The organism is Corynebacterium confusum, assembly GCF_030408715.1.
In the GTDB taxonomy this organism is placed as follows: Bacteria; Actinomycetota; Actinomycetes; order Mycobacteriales; family Mycobacteriaceae; genus Corynebacterium; species Corynebacterium confusum.
In genome coordinates this window covers 1010229-1029068 of record NZ_CP047202.1, presented here as the reverse complement: position 1 = coordinate 1029068, position 18840 = coordinate 1010229, and the positions used below count along the sequence as shown (strand labels likewise).

Annotated in this window: 13 protein-coding genes; 3 read left to right on the top strand and 10 right to left on the bottom strand. The window is 66.5% G+C overall.

Going from position 1 to position 18840, the window contains the following annotated elements; all coding sequences use genetic code 11:
• Window positions 1-50: 50 nt before the first annotated feature.
• The gene (locus CCONF_RS04860) at window positions 51-884 is read right to left on the bottom strand and encodes an SWIM zinc finger family protein (protein WP_290225802.1); all 834 of its coding nucleotides are present in this window, start codon (window positions 882-884) and stop codon (window positions 51-53) included.
• Between the two features lie 12 nt (window positions 885-896).
• Window positions 897-3986 carry a DEAD/DEAH box helicase gene (locus tag CCONF_RS04855; protein ID WP_290225799.1) on the bottom strand — a complete coding sequence of 1030 codons (3090 nt, stop codon included), beginning with the start codon at window positions 3984-3986 and terminating at the stop codon, window positions 897-899.
• 452 nt (window positions 3987-4438) lie between these two features.
• Here CCONF_RS04855 and putP point away from each other — a divergent pair, with 452 nt between their 5' ends.
• Window positions 4439-6004, top strand: a complete 1566-nt coding sequence (putP, locus tag CCONF_RS04850; RefSeq protein WP_290225796.1) for a sodium/proline symporter PutP — start codon at window positions 4439-4441, stop codon at window positions 6002-6004.
• Window positions 6005-6113: 109 nt separating this feature from the next.
• On the opposite strand, the gene CCONF_RS04845 is transcribed toward putP, so the two are convergent.
• The 7 genes from CCONF_RS04845 to CCONF_RS04815 all read right to left on the bottom strand — a co-directional run bounded on the left by CCONF_RS04845 (window position 6114) and on the right by CCONF_RS04815 (window position 15073).
• Complete coding sequence (locus tag CCONF_RS04845; protein WP_290225794.1) at window positions 6114-6557, bottom strand: DUF2269 domain-containing protein; 444 nt, start codon at window positions 6555-6557, stop codon at window positions 6114-6116.
• A gap of 119 nt (window positions 6558-6676) precedes the next feature.
• The gene (locus tag CCONF_RS04840) at window positions 6677-7315 is read right to left on the bottom strand and encodes an HNH endonuclease family protein (RefSeq protein WP_290225792.1); all 639 of its coding nucleotides are present in this window, start codon (window positions 7313-7315) and stop codon (window positions 6677-6679) included.
• Between the two features lie 62 nt (window positions 7316-7377).
• On the bottom strand, window positions 7378-9324 hold the full coding sequence (locus CCONF_RS04835; RefSeq protein ID WP_290225790.1) for a DEAD/DEAH box helicase: 1947 nt from the start codon (window positions 9322-9324) through the stop codon (window positions 7378-7380).
• A gap of 74 nt (window positions 9325-9398) precedes the next feature.
• The gene (hutI, locus tag CCONF_RS04830; protein WP_290225786.1) at window positions 9399-10598 is read right to left on the bottom strand and encodes an imidazolonepropionase; all 1200 of its coding nucleotides are present in this window, start codon (window positions 10596-10598) and stop codon (window positions 9399-9401) included.
• Between the two features lie 54 nt (window positions 10599-10652).
• Window positions 10653-12329 (bottom strand): urocanate hydratase, encoded by a 1677-nt coding sequence (gene hutU / locus CCONF_RS04825; RefSeq protein ID WP_290225784.1) that lies wholly within the window; start codon window positions 12327-12329, stop codon window positions 10653-10655.
• A 283-nt stretch (window positions 12330-12612) separates the two neighbouring features.
• A complete protein-coding gene (gene hutH / locus CCONF_RS04820) occupies window positions 12613-14193 on the bottom strand; it encodes a histidine ammonia-lyase (protein ID WP_290225781.1) in 1581 nt (526 codons plus the stop codon).
• A gap of 136 nt (window positions 14194-14329) precedes the next feature.
• Complete coding sequence (locus CCONF_RS04815) at window positions 14330-15073, bottom strand: IclR family transcriptional regulator (RefSeq protein ID WP_290225779.1); 744 nt, start codon at window positions 15071-15073, stop codon at window positions 14330-14332.
• Window positions 15074-15137: 64 nt separating this feature from the next.
• Here CCONF_RS04815 and hutG point away from each other — a divergent pair, with 64 nt between their 5' ends.
• The gene (gene hutG / locus CCONF_RS04810; protein ID WP_290225777.1) at window positions 15138-16124 is read left to right on the top strand and encodes a formimidoylglutamase; all 987 of its coding nucleotides are present in this window, start codon (window positions 15138-15140) and stop codon (window positions 16122-16124) included.
• A gap of 11 nt (window positions 16125-16135) precedes the next feature.
• Here hutG and CCONF_RS04805 read toward each other — a convergent pair whose 3' ends face one another.
• Window positions 16136-17452 (bottom strand): YjiH family protein, encoded by a 1317-nt coding sequence (locus tag CCONF_RS04805; protein ID WP_435384097.1) that lies wholly within the window; start codon window positions 17450-17452, stop codon window positions 16136-16138.
• A 325-nt stretch (window positions 17453-17777) separates the two neighbouring features.
• On the opposite strand from CCONF_RS04805, the gene CCONF_RS04800 reads away from it, so the two are divergent.
• On the top strand, window positions 17778-18839 hold the full coding sequence (locus CCONF_RS04800; RefSeq protein WP_290225773.1) for an alcohol dehydrogenase catalytic domain-containing protein: 1062 nt from the start codon (window positions 17778-17780) through the stop codon (window positions 18837-18839).
• The last annotated feature ends 1 nt before the right edge of the window (window position 18840 follow it).

Genomic DNA, 18840 nt, shown 5'->3' with positions numbered 1-18840 from the left:
AGCCGCCGGACACACGCCCGAAGCTACTTTCGAACACCCGTTTAAGGAAGCTAGCGGGTGGTCAGGTGGTGGTACATGTCCTCGATATCCGAGATCGAGCGCAGCAAATCCACGTTAGTGTGCGAGACCGCCCGCATGGCCTTGCGCAGCAGATCCGGGTCGGAATCCTCCAGCGCCGGGGCGACCTTGGGCCGGGGCAGGTCCGGCAGCTGGCGCCCCTTCCAGAACAGGTCGTTGCGCTCGTCGTTGGTCAAGCCGGCATCGTTAGCCAAGGCGTCCTGGGACGCGGCCTGCGACTCTTCCAATACCGCCTGCTCGAGGGTCAGGAAATTCAAACCGCGGAAGGCGAAGACCACCGACGCGTCGGCGTCGATACGGCTGGCTAGGCGATCCGCCACGGCCACCACGTGCTTGCAGACCGGGGTGGAATCTGGGCAGGTGCAGCTCAGCCGCAGGTCGTCGGCCGTAGGGGCAAAGAGCAGGTCGAGGACCTCCTCGCTTAGGTGGCCCTCGTGGGCGTTGCGCAGGGCGTTCGGGGTGCGCGCCAGCAGCTCGTTAATGCGCGCCAGGTCATCGTTGGAGCGGTACGGCAGCTGGATGAGGACCGTGAAAGGCTCGTTTTGGGAACCGGCGACGCGGCCGTGGATGGCGCCGTTGCGCACGTCGTGGCCCACCACGTGCCCGGCGCGCGCGTACTGGCGCCCGCGGGTCAGCCGGCCGTCGTCAGTGGCCTTGCTGATAACAGACCAGACGCGCTGGGCCGCCGGGGAGAGCACGGGCCCGGTAGCTCCGCTGCGGGTTACCTTGTTGGTCTCCTCCGCGGAGGTCACCCGCTTGCGGGTGCCGAAGTTGGCGTAAATGACGTTGTCTTTAGACACGCTCATGTCTTCTTCCTCTTACTCTCTGCCCCGGTAGCTCATCAGGGAGGCCAGCTGCTCCGGATCCAGCTCGGTGAGCCAGCCTTCGCCCTCGCCGACCACGGAGCCGGCCAGGGTGGTCTTGCCGTCCAGGATATCCTGGATGCTCTCCTCCAAGGTCCCGGCGGTGATCATCTTGTAGACCTGGACGTTTTTGCGCTGGCCGATGCGGAAGGCGCGGTCGGTGGCCTGGTTTTCCACCGCGGGGTTCCACCAGCGGTCCATGTGCACCACGACGTTGGCGGCGGTCAAGTTCAGGCCCGTGCCGCCGGCCTTCAGCGACAGGATCATCGCCGGCGGGCCGCCCGGGTCCTGGAAGTCCTCGACCATCTGGTCGCGCTTGTTCTTGGTGACCCCGCCGTGCAGGAACGGGATATCGCGCCCCAACTGCTCGCTCAGGTAGGGCTGCAAGATATCGCCGAAGGCGCGGTACTGGGTAAAGACCAGCAGGCGTTCGCCGGCCTGGATCGACTCGTCGACGATCCGCATGAGCTCCGCGACCTTGCCGGCGCGGTGCTTGCCCTTAATGGTCACGGGCGAGCCGTCGCCCAGGAAGTGGGCCGGATGATTGCAGATCTGCTTGATACGGGTCAGCGAGGAGAGCACCAACCCGCGGCGGGCCATACCCTGGCGCTGCTCGAGTTGGACCTGGACGTCGTCGACGAAGGCCTTGTAGAGGGAGGCCTGCTCGGCGGTCATGGATACAGTGAGGATCTGCTCGGACTTCTCTGGCAGGTCGTCGATGATCTTCGGGTCCGTCTTCAGGCGGCGCATGATAAACGGCGCGGTTAGCAGGCGCAGGCGCTCGGTCATGGTGGGGTCCTGCTCCCGCTCGATGGCCTTAGCGAAGTGGTTGCGGAAGAAGCTGGTGGACCCCAGGATGCCGGGGTTGCAGAAGTCCAGGATGGAGCGCATCTCCGACAGGCGGTTTTCCACCGGCGTGCCGGAAAGCGCAATGCGGTGGCGCGACGGCAGGGAGCGCACCGCCCGGGAGCTGCGGGTCGCGGAGTTCTTAACCGCCTGCGCCTCGTCCAGCACGACGCGCTCCCATTCGACTAGGCCGAGCTGCTTGAAATCGCGCCCGACGGTGCCGTAAGAAGTAATCACCAAGTCGGCATCGGCAGCCGCGGTCAGCAGCGCCTTGTCCTTTAAGCGGCCGGAGCCGTGTTGGACCAGGACCGTGAAATCCGGCACGAAGCGCGCGGCCTCCCGCGCCCAGTTGCCCACCACGGAAGTCGGCGCGACCACCAGCGTCGGGCCGAGTTCCTTGCCTTCCTTAGCGGCCTTGTCCTTTTCCACGGCCAGCAGGGTCAGCAGCTGCAGGGTCTTGCCCAGGCCCATGTCATCGGCCAGCACGGCACCGATGTTGTTCTGCGACATCCAGTAGAGCCAGTCGACGCCGCGGCGCTGGTATTCGCGCAACTCCGCATGCACGGTACCCGGCACCGCGACGCGCTGCGGGGCGACGGTGTCCATGCCGCCCAACAGGCCGTTGAACCATTTGGAGCCGGTGAACGCGATCGGCTCGTTGGCCATGGATTCCAGGGCCAGCTGGCGCAGCTCAGCGATGGTGACCTCGCCGAATTCGTCCGTGTCTTTGTCTGCCTGGTTGAACTCGGCCAACTGGCGTTCCACGTCCGCGACAAGCTGCTCCCAGCCCGGTGTTTCCAGCAGCCGGGCGCGCTCGGCTTCCTTGGCGGCCGCCTCCAGCTGCTTCTTCCGGCGCTTGTAGGCCGTCTGGTTGAGCTTGTCCATGTAGTCGGTAATGCGGCTGAGAGCCTGCGTGTCCGCCATGACCCACTCGCCGCGCAGGCGGATAAGCCCCGACTTGGAGTTGACCAGCTCCTCCATCTCTTGTTCGCTCAGCTGCACGTCGCCGACGGAGATGTGCCAGTCGTATTCGACCAGTTTCTCTAGGCCCACCTGCGACTTGGTGGCCGCGACCGCGGGGTCGGTGACCTCGCGGGTTTCCAGCTGGGCCTTGGTCTCCGCCTGCGCCCAGGCCTTGGGCAGCATCACCGTGAAACCGGCGGCCTTGAGCGCGGAGACGTCGCTGCCGATGAACTGCACCAGCGCGTCCGTGCTCAGGTAGACGTCCCAGTCCCCGGCGTTGTCGTACCAGCGGGGCGCGGGCCGCGAGGAGCTGGGGTTGAGCGCGGGGGCGATGCCGATGGCCCGGCGCTGCGAGTCGCGCAGCTTTTCCACCGAGCGGGCGTCGAGCTGATCGACGCGGATGGGCTGCGGCGAGTCCGTGCCGGAGCGGACCCGCAGGCGCACCGGCCAGACCGCCTGGGAGGGCTCCAGCAAGGTCTCTTCTTCCCCGGGCTCCTCGACGATGATGACCAGCTGCAGGTCGACCGAGGCGATCGAGTCCTTCCACTCGTTGAGACCCCGCAGCAGCTGCGCCCGGCCGCGCTTGATGGGCGAGGTGGTCAGCATGGCCTGCGCGAAATCGTGCCAGGGGTACGGCCGCGGTGTGTGGAGCAGATCTTTGAGCTCCATGAAGGCGATCCAGTGGGTGAGCTCATCGATGAGGTCGTCTGACAGGGACCGGTTATTGATGGTTAAGATCCCTGGGGCCGCGGCGATCATCTCCGCCAGCCAGCCGCGCTCCCCCAGCCCGGCGGCCAGCTGCCACATGGGGAACCATTCACCCGCCTGGTAGGACAGGCGGATAGTCACGCGCCCCGCGCGCACGAACTTGGTCAGCCCGCGGTAGGCCCGCATGAGCCAGTAGAGATCCGGAGCAATGGAGGCGCGCTGTTCGGCGGTCGCCGCCGGGGTCCACTCGTCCAGGAAGGATAACTGGGACAACGCCACGATGGCGTCCTGCGGCCCGAACATAGCCATCGGCGCCATAAGCGAGACGTCCTTGCCCTTCGGCGTGCGCAATGAGACCCGCGCCCGGTTGCGGAAAGACTTCTTGGAAAGCAGGCTCTCGACGGCCTCTGGAAAGGTCCCTTCCGGCACGGAGGCGGGCGTGACGATCTTGTGCCCCTCCACCTGTTCGACCCACAGGCTAAACCCAGACACAGGCAGCCAGAGGCCGTGCAGAAGGTATCCAGACATGCCGAATAGTCTAACACCGATGGCCGACACGCGGCTCTTTCTGCCTGCTGCAAGCATTGTTCCCCCGGCCCCGCCCGCGCACGCCAAAGGTCCGCTTAGGCCGCTGGCCAGCGTGGATGCCTACCCTCCTTTGAGGGGAGGAAACGGCACTTTTTCGCACAAACGACGGCAGAACGCCTGTCACCTGGGATTGTTACCGTCTCGTTATAAACAGTGGTGAACCTCCACATTGCTTCATAAAATCCTGCCACACACCTGTGACGGCGTGTTTCATAGCTTGGGCAGCTCTGTGAGTCTCGTTACCCTTGTTATGTTCCGCAGGTCATACTCCCACGGCACCACCTGGGAAAAGACTCTGTAGGCAACCGTTATTCCCCGCCCCTGGGCCGCTTGAGCATTATCGCGCCTGGGCGGCGCACTGTTTTACACATCAATTACTGCAAGGAGCCTTCGTGGATACCTCAACCTGGTATGTCATCGCGATCATTATTTATCTGTTCGCGATGCTCGCCATCGGTTACTGGAGCTACAAGCAAACCGATCAATACGACGATTACGTTCTGGGCGGCCGCGGGCTGCACCCCTTCGTAGCGGCCCTGTCCGCGGGTGCCTCTGATATGTCCGGCTGGCTGCTCATGGGCCTGCCCGGCGCCCTCTTCCTCACCGGCATGTCCGAGGTCTGGATGGCCATCGGCCTGACCTGTGGTGCCTGGGCCAACTGGAAGTGGGTCGCCCCGCGCCTGCGCGCCTATTCGGAGGTGGCCGGAAACTCCATCACGGTCCCGTCCTTCTTCGAAAACCGCCTGCGCGACAAGTCCCGCCTGCTGCGCATTATCGCCGCGCTGATCATCATCTTCTTCTTCACCTTCTACGTCTCCTCCGGCATGGTCTCCGGCGGCCGCTACTTCGAGTCCACCTTCGGCGGCGACTACCTGACCGGCATGCTGATCATCGCCGCGGTCACCGTCGCCTACACCTTCGTCGGCGGCTTCCTCGCCGTGTCCTACACCGACGTCGTCCAGGGCGTTTTGATGTTCTGCTCGCTCATCATCGTGCCCATCATGGCGATCATCTCCCTGGACAACCCGTCGGATATCTTCTCCTTCGCGGCGGAGAACCCGTACGCCACCAACGGCGTGCTGGAGAACCCGAACTACTTCTCCCTGGTCTCCGGCGTGACCGCCGGCGTCATCCTCGGCAACGTCGCCTGGGGCCTAGGCTACTTCGGCCAGCCGCACATCATCGTTCGCTTCATGGCGCTGCGCAAGCCCTCCGATGCCCGCCAGGGCCGGTTCTACGGCGTGACCTGGATGGCCCTGTCCGTGCTCGGCGCCATCTTCGTAGCCCTGTCCGCCACGGTCTTTTTCACCCAAAACGACTACTCCATCACCGACCAGGAGAACTTTGAGACCGTCTTCCTGGACATGGCCCAGGTCATGTTCCACCCGCTACCGGCCGGCCTGGTCCTGACCGCGGTGCTGGCCGCCATCATGTCCACCATGTCCTCCCAGCTGCTGGTGGTCTCCACCTCGCTCATCGAGGACCTGTGGAAGATCTTCTCCAAGAAGTCGCCCTCCCAGGGCCTGCTGATCAACCTCTCGCGCACCGCCGTCGTCGCCGTCGCGGTGGTTGCCGCCCTGCTGGCCATCAACCCGTCGGATTCCATCCTGGGTCTGGTCGGCTTCGCCTGGGCCGGCTTCGGCGCCGCCTTCGGCCCGCTGGTGCTGTTGTCCCTGTACTGGAAGCGCCTGAACGCCACCGGCGCCGTCGCCGGCATGGTCGTCGGGGCGTTGACCACCATCATCTGGGGCAACGTCCCGGTGCTGGCGGAGACGCTCTACGAAATCGTCCCGGGCTTCGCCCTCTCGCTCATCGTGACCGTCGTAGTCTCCCTGGTGACCAAGCAGCCGCCGAAGGAGGTCCAAGACGAGTTCGACCAGGCAGAGAGCCTCGTCAAGATCGTCTCCAAGGACGAGGACGTCGCCTTCGAGGACGCCGCCCAGCAGGTCAAGGACTAGTTCCGCCTAGCCCGCACGGCGCCCCCTAAGATAAGAAAAATCCCGCCTTCCCCGCCGCGTTCTGCGCGGTTCGGGAGGCGGGTTTTTGCTTGCCGATGCCCCGTGGCTTTTACAAGAACATCAGGATGGCGATAACAACCCACAGCAGGTTGAAGATGCCACTGAACATGGCCAGCTGCTTCTTGTCCTTGGCGAAATCGGCGGTGCCTTCACCGGCCAGGGCGGCCATGGCCTTCTTCTGGCGCGGGATGATGAGGAAGAACAGCAGCGCCCAGGCGATAATCGCCAGCAGGATGGACGCGTGGAACTGCCCCTGGGTTCCGTAGGTGGACATATCCATCAGGAAGACGGCGATACCCAAAATCGGCACGATCGCGGAGATATAGCCGTAGGAATTGGTGATGGTGTGCAGGGCGCGCGTGGCGCCAAGCGCCTTGTCGTCGCCTTCGGCGGCCTTCAGCATCTGCGGGCCGAACTGCGACGTCGCCACGGTGACCGGGCCCAACAGCAAAATCGCAGCAATCACGTGCGCGGCGATGAACAAAGAAGTCATAAAAGTTGCTCCAGAACCTTTCTCACGGGTTTTGCGACGTCTAAGGGAAAGCGCCGCTCATAGGAAAATCACCGTGCATGGAACACGGCTTCCGCAGTTAACCCTATCGTTAAATCGGATCAAATGATCAACCGGCACTGCGCCCGCATGACCTTTACGTCCCGCCGCGGCAGGGGCACGCCGTATTTCGCGGCGACGGCCGCCAGCCGCCGCACGTACCAGCAGCGCTGCCCCGCCGCCGGCGGCAGCCACCGGGCCGGCAGGTCGTCGGACTTATCGCGGTTGACCTCGTGACGGGTCACCACCAGGTTGAGCGGATCATTGGCGAAATCCTGCCGCCGCTGCGCCGACCAGGTGTGCGCGCCCAGGTCCCACGCGGCAGACAGCGGGAAGACGTGGTCGACCTCCACCGGGACGTCGCCGCGGCGCAGGGGCACCTCCTCACCGGCGTAGGGGTCGTAGAGGCTGCCGCGGCTAATCCCGCACGCCCCGCTGCGGCGCAGCTGAGAAGTCTGTTCCATAATGGCGACCTCCCGGGTGGTGCACGCCGAGCTTGGGGCCGGGCCCCACCCGGCGCCGAAGGCCTCGCGCTCGTAGCCCAGCACGCGCTGGCGCTGCTCGACTGGCTCCACCCGCGCCAGGCTGGCACCCAGTTCTGGGAGGCCGTCGTCTCCCTCCGGATGTAGGTAAGGAGCCACCTGCCCGCAGAGGTAGAGCAGGGTGCACAGACAAAGGAACCACAGGAAGCGTTGGCGCATGCCTTTATAGACTGCGCCAGGTTTCCTGAGGTTCCCTAGCTGGCTTAGGGGCGGTCAGCGCGCTAGTCGCGCCAGCGGCTGCGACCGCCCTTGTCGCCCCGGCGGCCACCCTCGCGGCGGCGACCCCCGCGGTTATCGTCGCGGTAAAATCCGCGGCGCGGCGGGCGCCCGGTGTCCTTCTGGATGTTGATGAGCTGCCCGGAAATGCGGGTGTCCTTCAACCGGTCCAGCACGGCCGGGTCCAGGTTCTTCGGCAGGTCGACCAAGGTGTGGCCCACCGCGATGGTGATCCGGCCGAAGTCCTTGGAGGACAGGCCGCCCTCGTTGGCGATGGCGCCCACAATGGCACCCGGGCGGACGTTCTGGCGCTTGCCGACGTCCAGGCGGTAGGTCTCGAAGTCGCCGTCCGGGCGCTTCGGGCCGCGATCCCGGTCGCGGTCGCGGTCCCTAAAGCGGCCGCCGCGCTTGTCGCCGCGGTCGTTCCGGCGGAAGCGCTCCTTGTCGCGCTTGTCCTTCTTGCTCTCCGGCTGTTCCTTCATCAGGAAATCGGATCCGGCCTGCAGCTGCACCGCCAGGGAGGCCGCGATGTCGTCCATGCCCACGTTGTTGACCTCGGAGTACTTGCGGACCAGGCCGCGAAAGAGGTCCATCTGCTTGTCGCCCAGGGTCTCCGTGATGGACTGCGCAAACTTTTCCTTGCGCTTGACGTTGACCTCATCGACGGTGGGCAGCTCCATCTCCTCCAGGCGCGCGTTGGTCACGCGCTCGATGGAGCGCAACATGCGCCGCTCGCGCGGGGTGACGAAGAGGATGGCCTCGCCGGTGCGGCCGGCACGCCCGGTGCGGCCGATGCGGTGGACGTAGGACTCCGTGTCGTTCGGGATGTCGTAGTTGACCACGTGGGTGATGCGTTCGACGTCCAGGCCGCGGGCGGCCACGTCGGTAGCCACCAGGATGTCCAAGCGGCCGTCCTTGAGCTGATCCACGGTGCGTTCGCGCTGGTTCTGCGCGATGTCGCCGTTGATGGCGGCGGCGGAATAGCCGGCATCGGACAGCTTTTCGGCGACCTCTTCGGTCTCGTGCTTGGTCCGACAGAAGACGATGATGGCGTCGTAGTCCGTGACCTCGAGGATCCGGGTGAACGCGTCCATCTTCGCGCGGTGCGGGGTCAGCAGGAAGCGCTGCGTGATGTTGTCGTTGGTGCGGCGCTCGGACTTGACGGTCACCTCAGCCGGGCTATCCAGGTACTGCTTGGACAAGCGGCGAATGCTGTTTGGCATGGTGGCCGAGAACAGCGCGACCTGCTTGTTGTCCGGGGTGTCTTCCAGGATGCGCTCGACGTCCTCCTGGAAGCCCATGTTCAGCATCTCATCGGCCTCGTCGAGGACCAGGAAGCGCAGCTGGGACAGGTCCAGCGAGCCCTTCTCCAGGTGGTCGATGACGCGGCCCGGGGTGCCGACGATGATCTGCGCACCGCGGCGCAGGCCGGACAGCTGGATGCCGTAGGCCTGGCCGCCGTAGATCGGCAGGACCTCGATGTTGCCCAGGTGATCGGCGAAGGACTGGAAGGAGTCCGCGACCTGCAGGGCCAGCTCGCGGGTGGGGGCGAGCACGAGGGCCTGCGGGTGGCGGGCCTGCTCGTCGATGCGGGCCAGGATCGGCAGCGCGAAGGCCGCCGTCTTGCCGGTACCGGTCTGGGCGAGGCCGACCACGTCGCGGCCTTCCATCAGGATCGGGATGGTTTCCGCTTGGATGGGCGAAGGGGTGGTGAAACCAACGCTGGCCACAGCGTCAAGCACTTCGCTTGGCAGGCCTAGGCCGTCAAACCCCTGGGAGTTGTCTTTGGCCGAATCCTGGGATTCGGCGCCGGCGCCCTCAGAAGCTTGCGCAGCCCCGGTGTTCTTCGCAGCCTCTGCTGCCACACCTTGCGCGTTGTCCTGAGATTCCGACTGTTGAGAAAATTCTTCCGGCTCGTTGACGCCGCCGGTGGCGTTATCGGTAATGCTCATTTCCCGCCCAACATTACGCTAATGGGCGGGCAAACACCATTGGGGCAAACCCCGGCGCGTTGCCGCCGGTGGGGCTAGTTATTCTCGGTGACCAATTCCCCACCGACATAGGTGCGCCACGTGGCTGGCATGCCCGGGCGGTACGCCAGATTAATGGCGTTTTCCGCGGTCAGGACGTGCAGGTCCGCGGCCGCGCCGACCACCAGCTGGCCCTTGGCCGGGCGGCCGGCGGCGTCCTTGCCGCCGGCGACTGCGTGGCGGCGCAGCGCCTTCGCCCCGCCCACGGTGGCCGCGGCGATGGCCTCGTCCAGGCTTAGGTGCTGCTGGAGCACTGCCGTGGTCACGCAAAAGTTCATCGAGGAGGTGTAGCTGGTGCCCGGGTTCAGGTTGGAGGCAATCGCAACGGTCACGCCAGCGTCGATGAGCTTCCGGCCCGGCGAGAGCGGCTGCCGGGTGGACAGATCGCAGGCCGGCAGCATGGTCGCGACGGTCTCCGAATCCGCCAGGCGCGCAATATCGTCGTCGCTTAGGTAGTTGACGTGGTCGACGGAGGCGGCGCCGAGCTCGACGGCCAGCGCCACGCCCGGCCCCTCCCCCAGCTGGTTGCCGTGCACGCGCAGCCCCAGCCCAGCCTCGCGGCCGGCCTCGAGGACCCGGCGGGACTGTTCCTCGTTGAACGCGCCGCGCTCGCAGAAGACATCGATCCAGCCGCAATAGGGCGCGACCTTGTCCAACATCGGCCCGACGACCTGCTCGAGGTAGGCCTCGGCCTCCTGCCCCGGCGGCACCAGGTGCGCGCCGAGGAAGGTCACCTCATCCACGTATTGGCTGGCCACCCGGGCGGCCTCGACCTCGGAGTCGACGTCCAGGCCGTAGCCGGTTTTGGTCTCGAACGTCGTAGTGCCGCCCGCGTGCCCGGCGGCCACGCGCTCGCGGACCAGCTGGCTGAGCCGCTCCGTGCCGGCCGAACGCGTGGCCTCCATGGTCACCGCGATTCCACCGGCCGCGTAGTCCCCGCCGGCCATCCGGGCTTCGAATTCCTCGGCGCGGTTGCCGTCGAAGACCATATGGGTGTGGGAGTCCACCCAGCCGGGCAGGACGGCGCGCCCGCCCAGGTCGACGGTCTCGGCGCCTGCGTATTCACCGGGCAGCTCGGCGCCGGGTCCGACCCAGGCGATGGTGCCGGCGTCGTCAGCCACCAGCGCGGCGTCGGTAATGGTGCCGGCTTCGGCTACCGTGCGGAGCTCGGAAATATTGCGGAATACCTTGGTCATGCGTCATACCTTTCTGGAACGGGCGTGGTCGGCAATGGGAACGGGGCTTTGCGCCTAGTCGCGGGCCTGGAACTCCATCGGGATGCGCACCCCGCGCTCCTCGGCGACTTCCTGAGCCCGAGTGTAGCCCGCGTCCACGTGGCGGATAACGCCCATGCCCGGGTCATTGGTGAGCACCGAGCGCAGCTTGGCAGCGGCCAGCTCGGTGCCGTCGGCGACGCTGACCTGGCCGGCGTGGATGGAGCGGCCCATCCCGACGCCGCCGCCGTGGTGGATGGAGACCCAGGTTGCGCCGGAAGAGACGGCGGTCATGGCGTTGAGCAGCGGCCAGTCAGCCACGGCATCGGTGCCGTCCAGCATCGCCTCGGTCTCGCGGTACGGCGAGGCCACGGAGCCGGAGTCTAGGTGGTCGCGGCCGATGACGATCGGCGCGGAGATCTTGCCCTCGGCGACCAGCTCGTTAAACCGCAGGCCGGCCTTGTGGCGCTCGTTGTAGCCCAGCCAGCAAATGCGCGCCGGCAGGCCCTCGAACTCGACGTATTCCTCGGCCGCGTCCAGCCAGTTGTGCAGGTGCTCGTTATCTGGGAAGAGCTCCTTGAGCGCCTGGTCCGTGACCTTGATGTCTTCCGGGTCGCCGGACAGCGCGGCCCAGCGGAACGGGCCCAGTCCCTCGCAGAACAGCGGGCGGATATAGGCCGGGACGAAGCCCGGAAACTCGAAGGCGCGGGTGTAGCCGGCGTGGCGGGCCTCGTCGCGGATGGAGTTGCCGTAGTCGAAGACCTCGGCGCCGGCGTCCTGGAATTCGACCATGGCCTGGACCTGGCGGGCCATGGACTCGCGGGACTTCTTGGTGAAGGTGGTCGGGTCGGCCTGGGCCTCGGTGTGCCAGTCGGCCACGGTAATTTCGGTGGGCAGGTAGCTCAGCGGGTCGTGGGCGGAGGTCTGGTCGGTGACGACGTCCACGGTCAACTCGCCGGCCTGCTGGCGGCGCAGAATCTCGGGGAAAACCTCCGCGGCGTTGCCAACCAGGCCCACGGACAGGGCGCGCTTTTCTTCCTTGGCGGCCAGGGTCAGCTTGAGAGCCTCATCCAAGTCGGTGACGACCTCATCGAGGTAGCGCTTGGACTGGCGACGCTTCAGGCGGGTCTCGTCCACATCCACGATGAGGCACGCGCCGCCGTTCAAGGTTACGGCCAGCGGCTGGGCGCCGCCCATGCCACCGCAGCCGCCGGTCAGGGTCAGCGTGCCGGCGAGCGTGCCGTCGAAGCGCTTGCGGGCGACGGCCGCGAAGGTCTCGTAGGTGCCCTGCAGGATGCCCTGGGTGGCGATGTAGATCCAGGACCCAGCGGTCATCTGGCCGTACATCATCAGGCCCTCGGCTTCCAGCTCGCGGAAGTGCTCCCAGTTGGCCCAGTCGCCGACCAGGTTGGAGTTGGCGATCAGCACTCGCGGGGCCCACTCGTTGGTCTTAAACACGCCGACCGGCTTGCCGGACTGCACCAGCAGGGTCTCGTCCGCCTCGAGGTCGCGCAGCGTGTCGACGATGGCGTCGAAGGCTTCCCAGCTGCGGGCGGCCTTGCCGGTGCCGCCGTAGACAACTAGGTCCTCGGGGCGCTCGGCGACCTCCGGGTCCAGGTTGTTCATCAACATGCGCAGCGGGGCCTCGGTGGCCCAGGACTTGGCGCTGATTTCGGTCCCGCGCGGGGCGCGGATTTCACGAGCTTCCGACATTGACTAATCCTTCCTCAAAGCAATTCCGGCGGCAGGTCAGCACGCGCTTGTCGATGCCGCCTTGCCTCCCCACGGGCGTCAGGGACCGGTGTCCCGGGGCTGTCTCCCCGACTACCCCGAAGCGGGCAGGCGGCATCGCGCGCATGCACGGAGGTGGCGCACCCCAAGCTGGGGTGTGTGCCACCTCGTGCCGTGCATCAAAGGTAACCCGCGTCATAGTAAAAAGTCCCACACCTGAGAGGTGGTCTGTCTCAGATACGGGACTATGCAGGTTGAGGATCGTTTATTGCAGTGTGCCGACGGCGGATTCCGCGGCGCGCAGGAAGGTAGCATCCCGCACCATCTGGACGGCCTGCTCGATTTCCGGCGCCAGGTAGCGGTCCGGGCCTACCCCCGGAACCCGTTCCCTAAGCGCCGCCACGACGGCGGTCACCCCGTCGCCCGGCGCACTGTCGCGCAGGCCGATGCCGCGGGCCGCGGTCAGGATCTCAATCGCTACCACGCGCTGCGCGCCATCGATGCCGCGCCGCAGCTTGCGCGCCGCCGACCAGCCCATGGAAACGTGGTCTTCCTGCATGGCCGACGAAGGGATCGAATCCGCCGACGCCGGGGCCGCTAGGCGCTTCAACTCACTGACGATGCCGGCCTGCGTGTACTGGGCGATCATGTGTCCCGAGTCCACGCCCGGGTCGGCCGCCACGAACGCCGGCAGGCCGCGGTTACGCGCCACGTCCAGAAAGCGATCCGTGCGCCGCTCCGAGATGGAGGCGAGATCCGCGAGTACAATGGCCAGGAAATCGAGCGCATAAGCCACGGGGGCGCCGTGGAAATTGCCGTTGGAGACCACCCGCCCGTCCAGCGCGACCACGGGGTTGTCCACGGCCGCCGCCAACTCGTTGACGGCTACCTGGCGGGCGTGCTCCAGCGTGTCACGGAAACCGCCAGCCACCTGCGGGGCGCACCTGACCGAGTAGGCATCCTGCACGTGCGACTGGGCGAATTCGTCGTGCGCGGCGGAAAGGTTCTCCGAGCCCGCGGCCAGCGCGCGGATATTCGCCGCCGCGGCCGCCTGGCCGGGGTGTGGGCGCAGCTGCTGCAGGTCGTCGGCGAAGACGTCCAGGCTGCCCTGCAGGCCCTCTACCGTCAGCGCGGTCGCGATGTCCGCCTGCCTAGCCAGCGCCTCCAAGTCCGCGATGGCCAGGCACAACTGCCCCAGCATGCCGTCGGTGCCATTGATCAGGGCCAAGCCTTCCTTCTCCCGCAGCTGCAGCGGCTCGATCCCGGCACGCTCCAGGGCCTCTGCCGCCGGCTGCCGCTTGCCCTCCACGCGGACCTCGCCCTCGCCCAGCAGCGCCAGGGCGCAGTGGGCCAGCGGGGCCAGGTCGCCGGAGCAGCCCAGGGAGCCGTACTCGTAGACCACCGGGACAACCCCGGCGTTGAGCGCGGCCGCGTAAGTCTGCACCACCACCGGCCGCACGCCGGTGCGCCCCGTACACAGCGTCGACAGACGCAGCAGCATCAGCGCGCGGATTACTTCTTCTTCGACCTCCGGCCCCGAGCCGGCCGCGTGGGAGCGCACCAGCGACAGCTGCAGCTGCGCGCGCTTCTCGGCGGGGATATGCCGGCGGGCCAGCGCCCCGAAGCCCGTCGAAATTCCGTAGACCGGCGTGTCCGAGGCCGCCAGGTCTTCGACCCGCTGCCGCGTCGCCGCGACCTCGTCGAGCGCTTCCGGCACCACCGTCACGCGGGCGCCGTGGCGCGCGACCGCCACGACTTCGGCGATGCTTAGACCGCCGATCCCGATTTCCACTTCCTGGATTCCCCCCGCCTGGTACGCGGTCTTGTCAGCCTTAAACTCAGCCATGGTCAGTTGTCTCCTTCTCGTAGCCTGGCCGGTTCCCAGCGTTGTGCGCTGCGGAACGCTACTTTCAGACACTAACCACAATGAGTGTTATTTGCCACAGTTTCGCCGAACAATGTTCTGACTCTCTAATGGGCATTCACCGGGCACCGTACATCCGCGCCGCGATCTCCCGCGCGGAGGCCTGCAGGTGGCCCAGGACGGCGGCACGGGTGGCATCGCCCAGCCGGCCCACCCCGAAGGTCACCGCCAGGCTGGCGGCCGGGCGCGCCAGGTGATCGAGCACCGGCACGGCCAACGATGCCTGCCCGCGCGAGATCTCCTCCGTTTCCTCCTCCCAGCCGCGCTCGCGCACCTGGGCTAGGCACTCGCGGAACTGCCGCAGACTGCCCTCCTGCCCCGCGGTGGCAAAGGTAGCACGCACCTCCGCTTCCGGCAGGTAGGCGAGCATGACCCTGCCGGAGGCCGAGCGCAGCGCCTGCAAGCGCACTCCCACCTCCGTAACCAGGGAGACCGCCCCCGGGCTGCGGACCTCGTGCAGGTAGACGACCTCCGAGCCGGCCAAGCGCGACAGGTGGCCAGATCCGCTCGCCAGGTTCGCTGCCCGCTCGACAAAGCGGTGGCTCAGGCGCACCAGCGGCTGCTGCGTCGTGTACGCCGAGGCCATCGCGTAGGCCGCCAGCCCCAGCCCGTAGGTCTGGTTTTCCGGCAGGTGGACCACAAAGCCCGACTCCACCAGCTCGTTGAGCAGGTGGTACGTGCTCGACCGCGGCAGGTCCAGATCGCTGCGGATACGCGCGGCCGAAATCGGCACGTCGATGGCGGACAGCAGCGATAGAATCCGCAGGGCATTGTGGGCGGCGGGGACCTGAATCTTTCTCACGCGACAATTGTAGGAAATTTCCCCTGAAGAACCGAACACTACAAAGCGCCTACAGTGGAAGACTATGAACACCATCAGCGACCAACTGCTCTTTGCCCCCGCCCCCGAATGGACCGGCCGCGACGACGGCCCCGGCCCCGAACACGCCCGCTGGCACAGCGTCATCCAGCCCCTGCCGGCCGACGGCGCCACTTCTACTCACGATGCCACCGTGCTCATCGGCTACGCCTCCGACGAGGGCGTGCTGCGCAACGGCGGACGCCAAGGCGCAGCCGCCGGCCCGGCCGCGCTGCGTTCCGCCCTGGGCGGCCTGGCCGTCCACGATTCCTTCCCCCGCTTCGACGCCGGCACCGTGACCACCCAGCGCGACGACCTAGAAGGCTCCCAGGAAGAGCTTTCCCGCCGGGTCGCGGACATCGTCGGCAGCGGCAACCTAGCCGTGGTGCTGGGCGGCGGGCACGAAACCGCCTTCGCCACCCACCGCGGCGCCTTCCGCGGCAATGGCGAGCAGCCGCTGAAGATCGTCAACCTCGACGCCCATTTCGACCTGCGCACCGCCGACCGGGCAACCTCCGGCACGCCGTTTAAGCAGATCGCGAGGTTTGTCCAGGACGCCTGCCCCGAGCAGCCGGCCGCCTTCGACTACTCCGTCTTCGGCATCTCCGAGGCCAACAACACCGCCGTGCTGTTTAACACCGCCGACGAGCTCGGCGTGGAGACCGTCCTCGACGAGGACCTGGTGGATCTCAGCGCCTCCCAGGCCGCCGGACTGGTGGCCAAGTCCGTACAGAACCAGCCGGCCATCCACCTGTCCATCGACCTAGACGTCCTGCCGGCCGCCGCCGCGCCGGGGGTCTCCGCCCCGGCGGCATTGGGCGTGGACTTCGCCAAGATCCGCGCGATGGCACTGGCCGTGGCGGCCACCGGCAAGCTGCGCGTGGTAGACGTAGTCGAGCTCAACCCCGACTTCGACGTCGACGGCCGGACGGCCAAGCTGGCGGCCCGGCTCATCGCCGATATCGTAGCCGCCCACGCATCAGCTCACGCTTAAAGCCTGAGGCTTTAAGCCCCGAGCCCTAAGACCTCAAAGAGCACGTAGGCGATCGGGGTGGCCAGCACGATAGTCAGGGCCACCCGCTCGAACCAGATCGCCAGCATGTGCCAGAGCTTGATGGGGATCTTGGTCGCCAGAATGCAGGGCACCAGCGCCGAGAAGAAGATAATCGCCGAGACCGAGACCACCCCGATCACGAACTTCAGCACTAGGCTGGACGAGTCCGCCACCGCGGTGGCCGGCAGGAACATCTCCGCCACGCCCATCGCCGAGGCCTTGCCGGCCAGCACCGGCTCCGGCAGCTGCACGATCCAGGCAAACGGGTAGAACAGGTAGCCAATCCACTCGAAGATCGGGGTGAACCGGGCCAGAAGCAGGCCGATAAGCCCGACGGACATGATCGACGGCACGATGGCCCCCGACAGCTTCAGACCGTCCAGGAAGTTCTCGCCGATGCCCTTGCGCAGCGACGGCGCCGTCGCCAGCGCCTGCAGAGCCTCGCGCCAGGCCTCCCGAAAGCGGTTGCCGCTGATGGTCCGCTCCGGATCGGGCTCGGCCGAGTGGTAGTACTCGTCCGGGATCGTGCGCAGCGGCGGGATCCGCACGGTCACCGCGGTGACTAGGAAGGTCACCACGAGCGTCACGGTGAAATAGATGCCCCAGATATCCATCATGTCCAGCGACTTGGCCACGATCACCATGAAGGCGGCCGAGACCGTCGAAAAGCCCGTGGCCACGATCGAGGCCTCCCGCGCGGTGTAGCCGCCGCTCTGGTAGACGCGGTCGGTGATGAGGATGCCCAGGGAATAGGAGCCGACGAAGGACGCGACGGCATCGATAGCCGAGCGCCCCGGGGTCTTCCACAGGGGGCGCATGATGGGCTGCATGAGCACGCCGACGAATTCCAACAGGCCGTAGCCGATGAGCAGCGTCAGGAAGGCGCCGCCGATCGGGACAATCAGCCCGACCTGGACCGCAATCTTGTTCCACAGGAACGGGACCAGGTCCTCCTCGCCCAGAACCCACGGTAGTTTGTCGATGACCATCAGGAAGCTGACCACCAGCCCACCCACGTTGAGCACCGTGAAGACGGCCTGGAGCGGGCCCTGTTCCCAGTTTTTGTTGGCGATCGAGCGCCACGTTCCGTACGCGGCCAGCGCCAGGATGATCCACGGCACGACCCCGGGCAGGTACTGCTGGATGATCGTCACCAGGTGATCAAGGGGGATGGACTGTTTGCCGTCGTAGGTGACGGGGAAGAAAAAGACGAAGGCGCCGATGGCGCCGTAGACGAACAGCCGCCACTTGCCGTCCACCCGAGGCAAGGGCGCGTTCTCGACCTGCTTGTCGGCAGGCGGTTGGGATTGAGTAGTCACTGCTTACTCCTGGTCGATCGGGGTTTCGGCGGGGCCCGAAAAGCCACGAGAAGCGCGCACGCCAAAAGGGGGCATACGGCCCTCCCGGGTTTTGGGCAACCGGGGTGAGGTCTCCTATGCCCGCGCGACAGCCAGACGCGAGTGGAACTTAATGTAACCTAGAACACTTTCAATGTCCAGTAGGTTGTCAATTACTAGACTGGGCGGTGTCCCCCCGTCCCCTATCCGCGCCAAGTCCCGCACTCGAACACCGCACTAGAACACGGAGAAGAACATGACCACTATGAAGGCTATCCGCCACGTCGGCCTGCACACTTTCCCCGAGTTCAAAGACATCGAACGCCCTACTCCCGGCCCCACCGAAGTACTGCTGAAGGTCGCCGGCTCCGGCGCCTGCCACTCCGACGTCGCCATCTTCGACGAATTCGGCGAATCCTCCCCCACCGTCTACCACCGGGAATTCACCCTTGGCCACGAGGTAACCGGCTGGGTCGAAGAGGTCGGCTCCGCCGTGGAGGGCTTCGAGAAGGGCGACGCCTACCTTGTCTACGGCCCGCTGGGGTGCGGCCGCTGCTCCATGTGCGTGCGGGGAGATATGCTCCAGTGCCGCAACCGCGCCGCCAATACGCCCGCCGGCATTGGCCTGGGCCGCGACGGCGGCATGGCCGAGTACGTCACCGTTCCGGCGCGCAACCTGGTCCCGCTGGGCGATGCCGAACCCATCGCCGCCTCCGCCCTCGCCGACGCCGGCCTGACTCCCTACCACGCCATCAAGAAGGCCCTGCCGACCCTCAACCAGGGCGGCCAGTACGTCCTCGTCATCGGCCTGGGCGGGCTGGGCCTGATGGGCATCCAGATCCTTAAGGCCATGACGAGCGCGACCATCATCGCCACCGACACCAAGAAATCCGCCCTGCAGGAGGCCGAGCGTCTGGGCGCTGTCACCGTCGCCTCCGACGACGACGTCGTGGACAACATCCTGGCCGCCACGGGTGGCGGCGGCATCGACGCCGCTTTCGACTTCGTCGGCCTGGGCCAGACCGTATCGACGGCCATGGCCACCGTCGGGCCGGACAGCCGCGTGACCGTCGTCGGCTTGGGCAACGGCTCGCCTTATGAGTTCGCCTGGCTGACTTCGCCGCGGGAGACCGAGCTCATCTCCACCTACTGGGGCACCTTGCCCGAGCTGCACGAGCTGGTCGAGCTTTTCCGCGACGGCTACCTCGAGCCGATGTACACCACCTACCCTCTCGGCGAGGGCCTAGAGGCCTACCGCAAGCTGCAGGCTGGCGAGGTATCCGGCCGCGCCGTCATCGTCCCGCACGGCATCGCCTAGG

Bases quoted from the DNA above. Each gene is read 5' to 3' on its own strand.
- CCONF_RS04860 (WP_290225802.1), bottom strand. From the start codon at position 884: ATGAGCGTGTCTAAAGACAACGTCATTTACGCCAACTTCGGCACCCGC.
- CCONF_RS04855 (WP_290225799.1), bottom strand. From the start codon at position 3,986: ATGTCTGGATACCTTCTGCACGGCCTCTGGCTGCCTGTGTCTGGGTTT.
- CCONF_RS04845 (WP_290225794.1), bottom strand. From the start codon at position 6,557: ATGACTTCTTTGTTCATCGCCGCGCACGTGATTGCTGCGATTTTGCTG.
- CCONF_RS04840 (WP_290225792.1), bottom strand. From the start codon at position 7,315: ATGCGCCAACGCTTCCTGTGGTTCCTTTGTCTGTGCACCCTGCTCTAC.
- CCONF_RS04835 (WP_290225790.1), bottom strand. From the start codon at position 9,324: ATGAGCATTACCGATAACGCCACCGGCGGCGTCAACGAGCCGGAAGAA.
- hutI (WP_290225786.1), bottom strand. From the start codon at position 10,598: ATGACCAAGGTATTCCGCAATATTTCCGAGCTCCGCACGGTAGCCGAA.
- hutU (WP_290225784.1), bottom strand. From the start codon at position 12,329: ATGTCGGAAGCTCGTGAAATCCGCGCCCCGCGCGGGACCGAAATCAGC.
- hutH (WP_290225781.1), bottom strand. From the start codon at position 14,193: ATGGCTGAGTTTAAGGCTGACAAGACCGCGTACCAGGCGGGGGGAATC.
- hutG (WP_290225777.1), top strand. From the start codon at position 15,138: ATGAACACCATCAGCGACCAACTGCTCTTTGCCCCCGCCCCCGAATGG.
- CCONF_RS04800 (WP_290225773.1), top strand. From the start codon at position 17,778: ATGACCACTATGAAGGCTATCCGCCACGTCGGCCTGCACACTTTCCCC.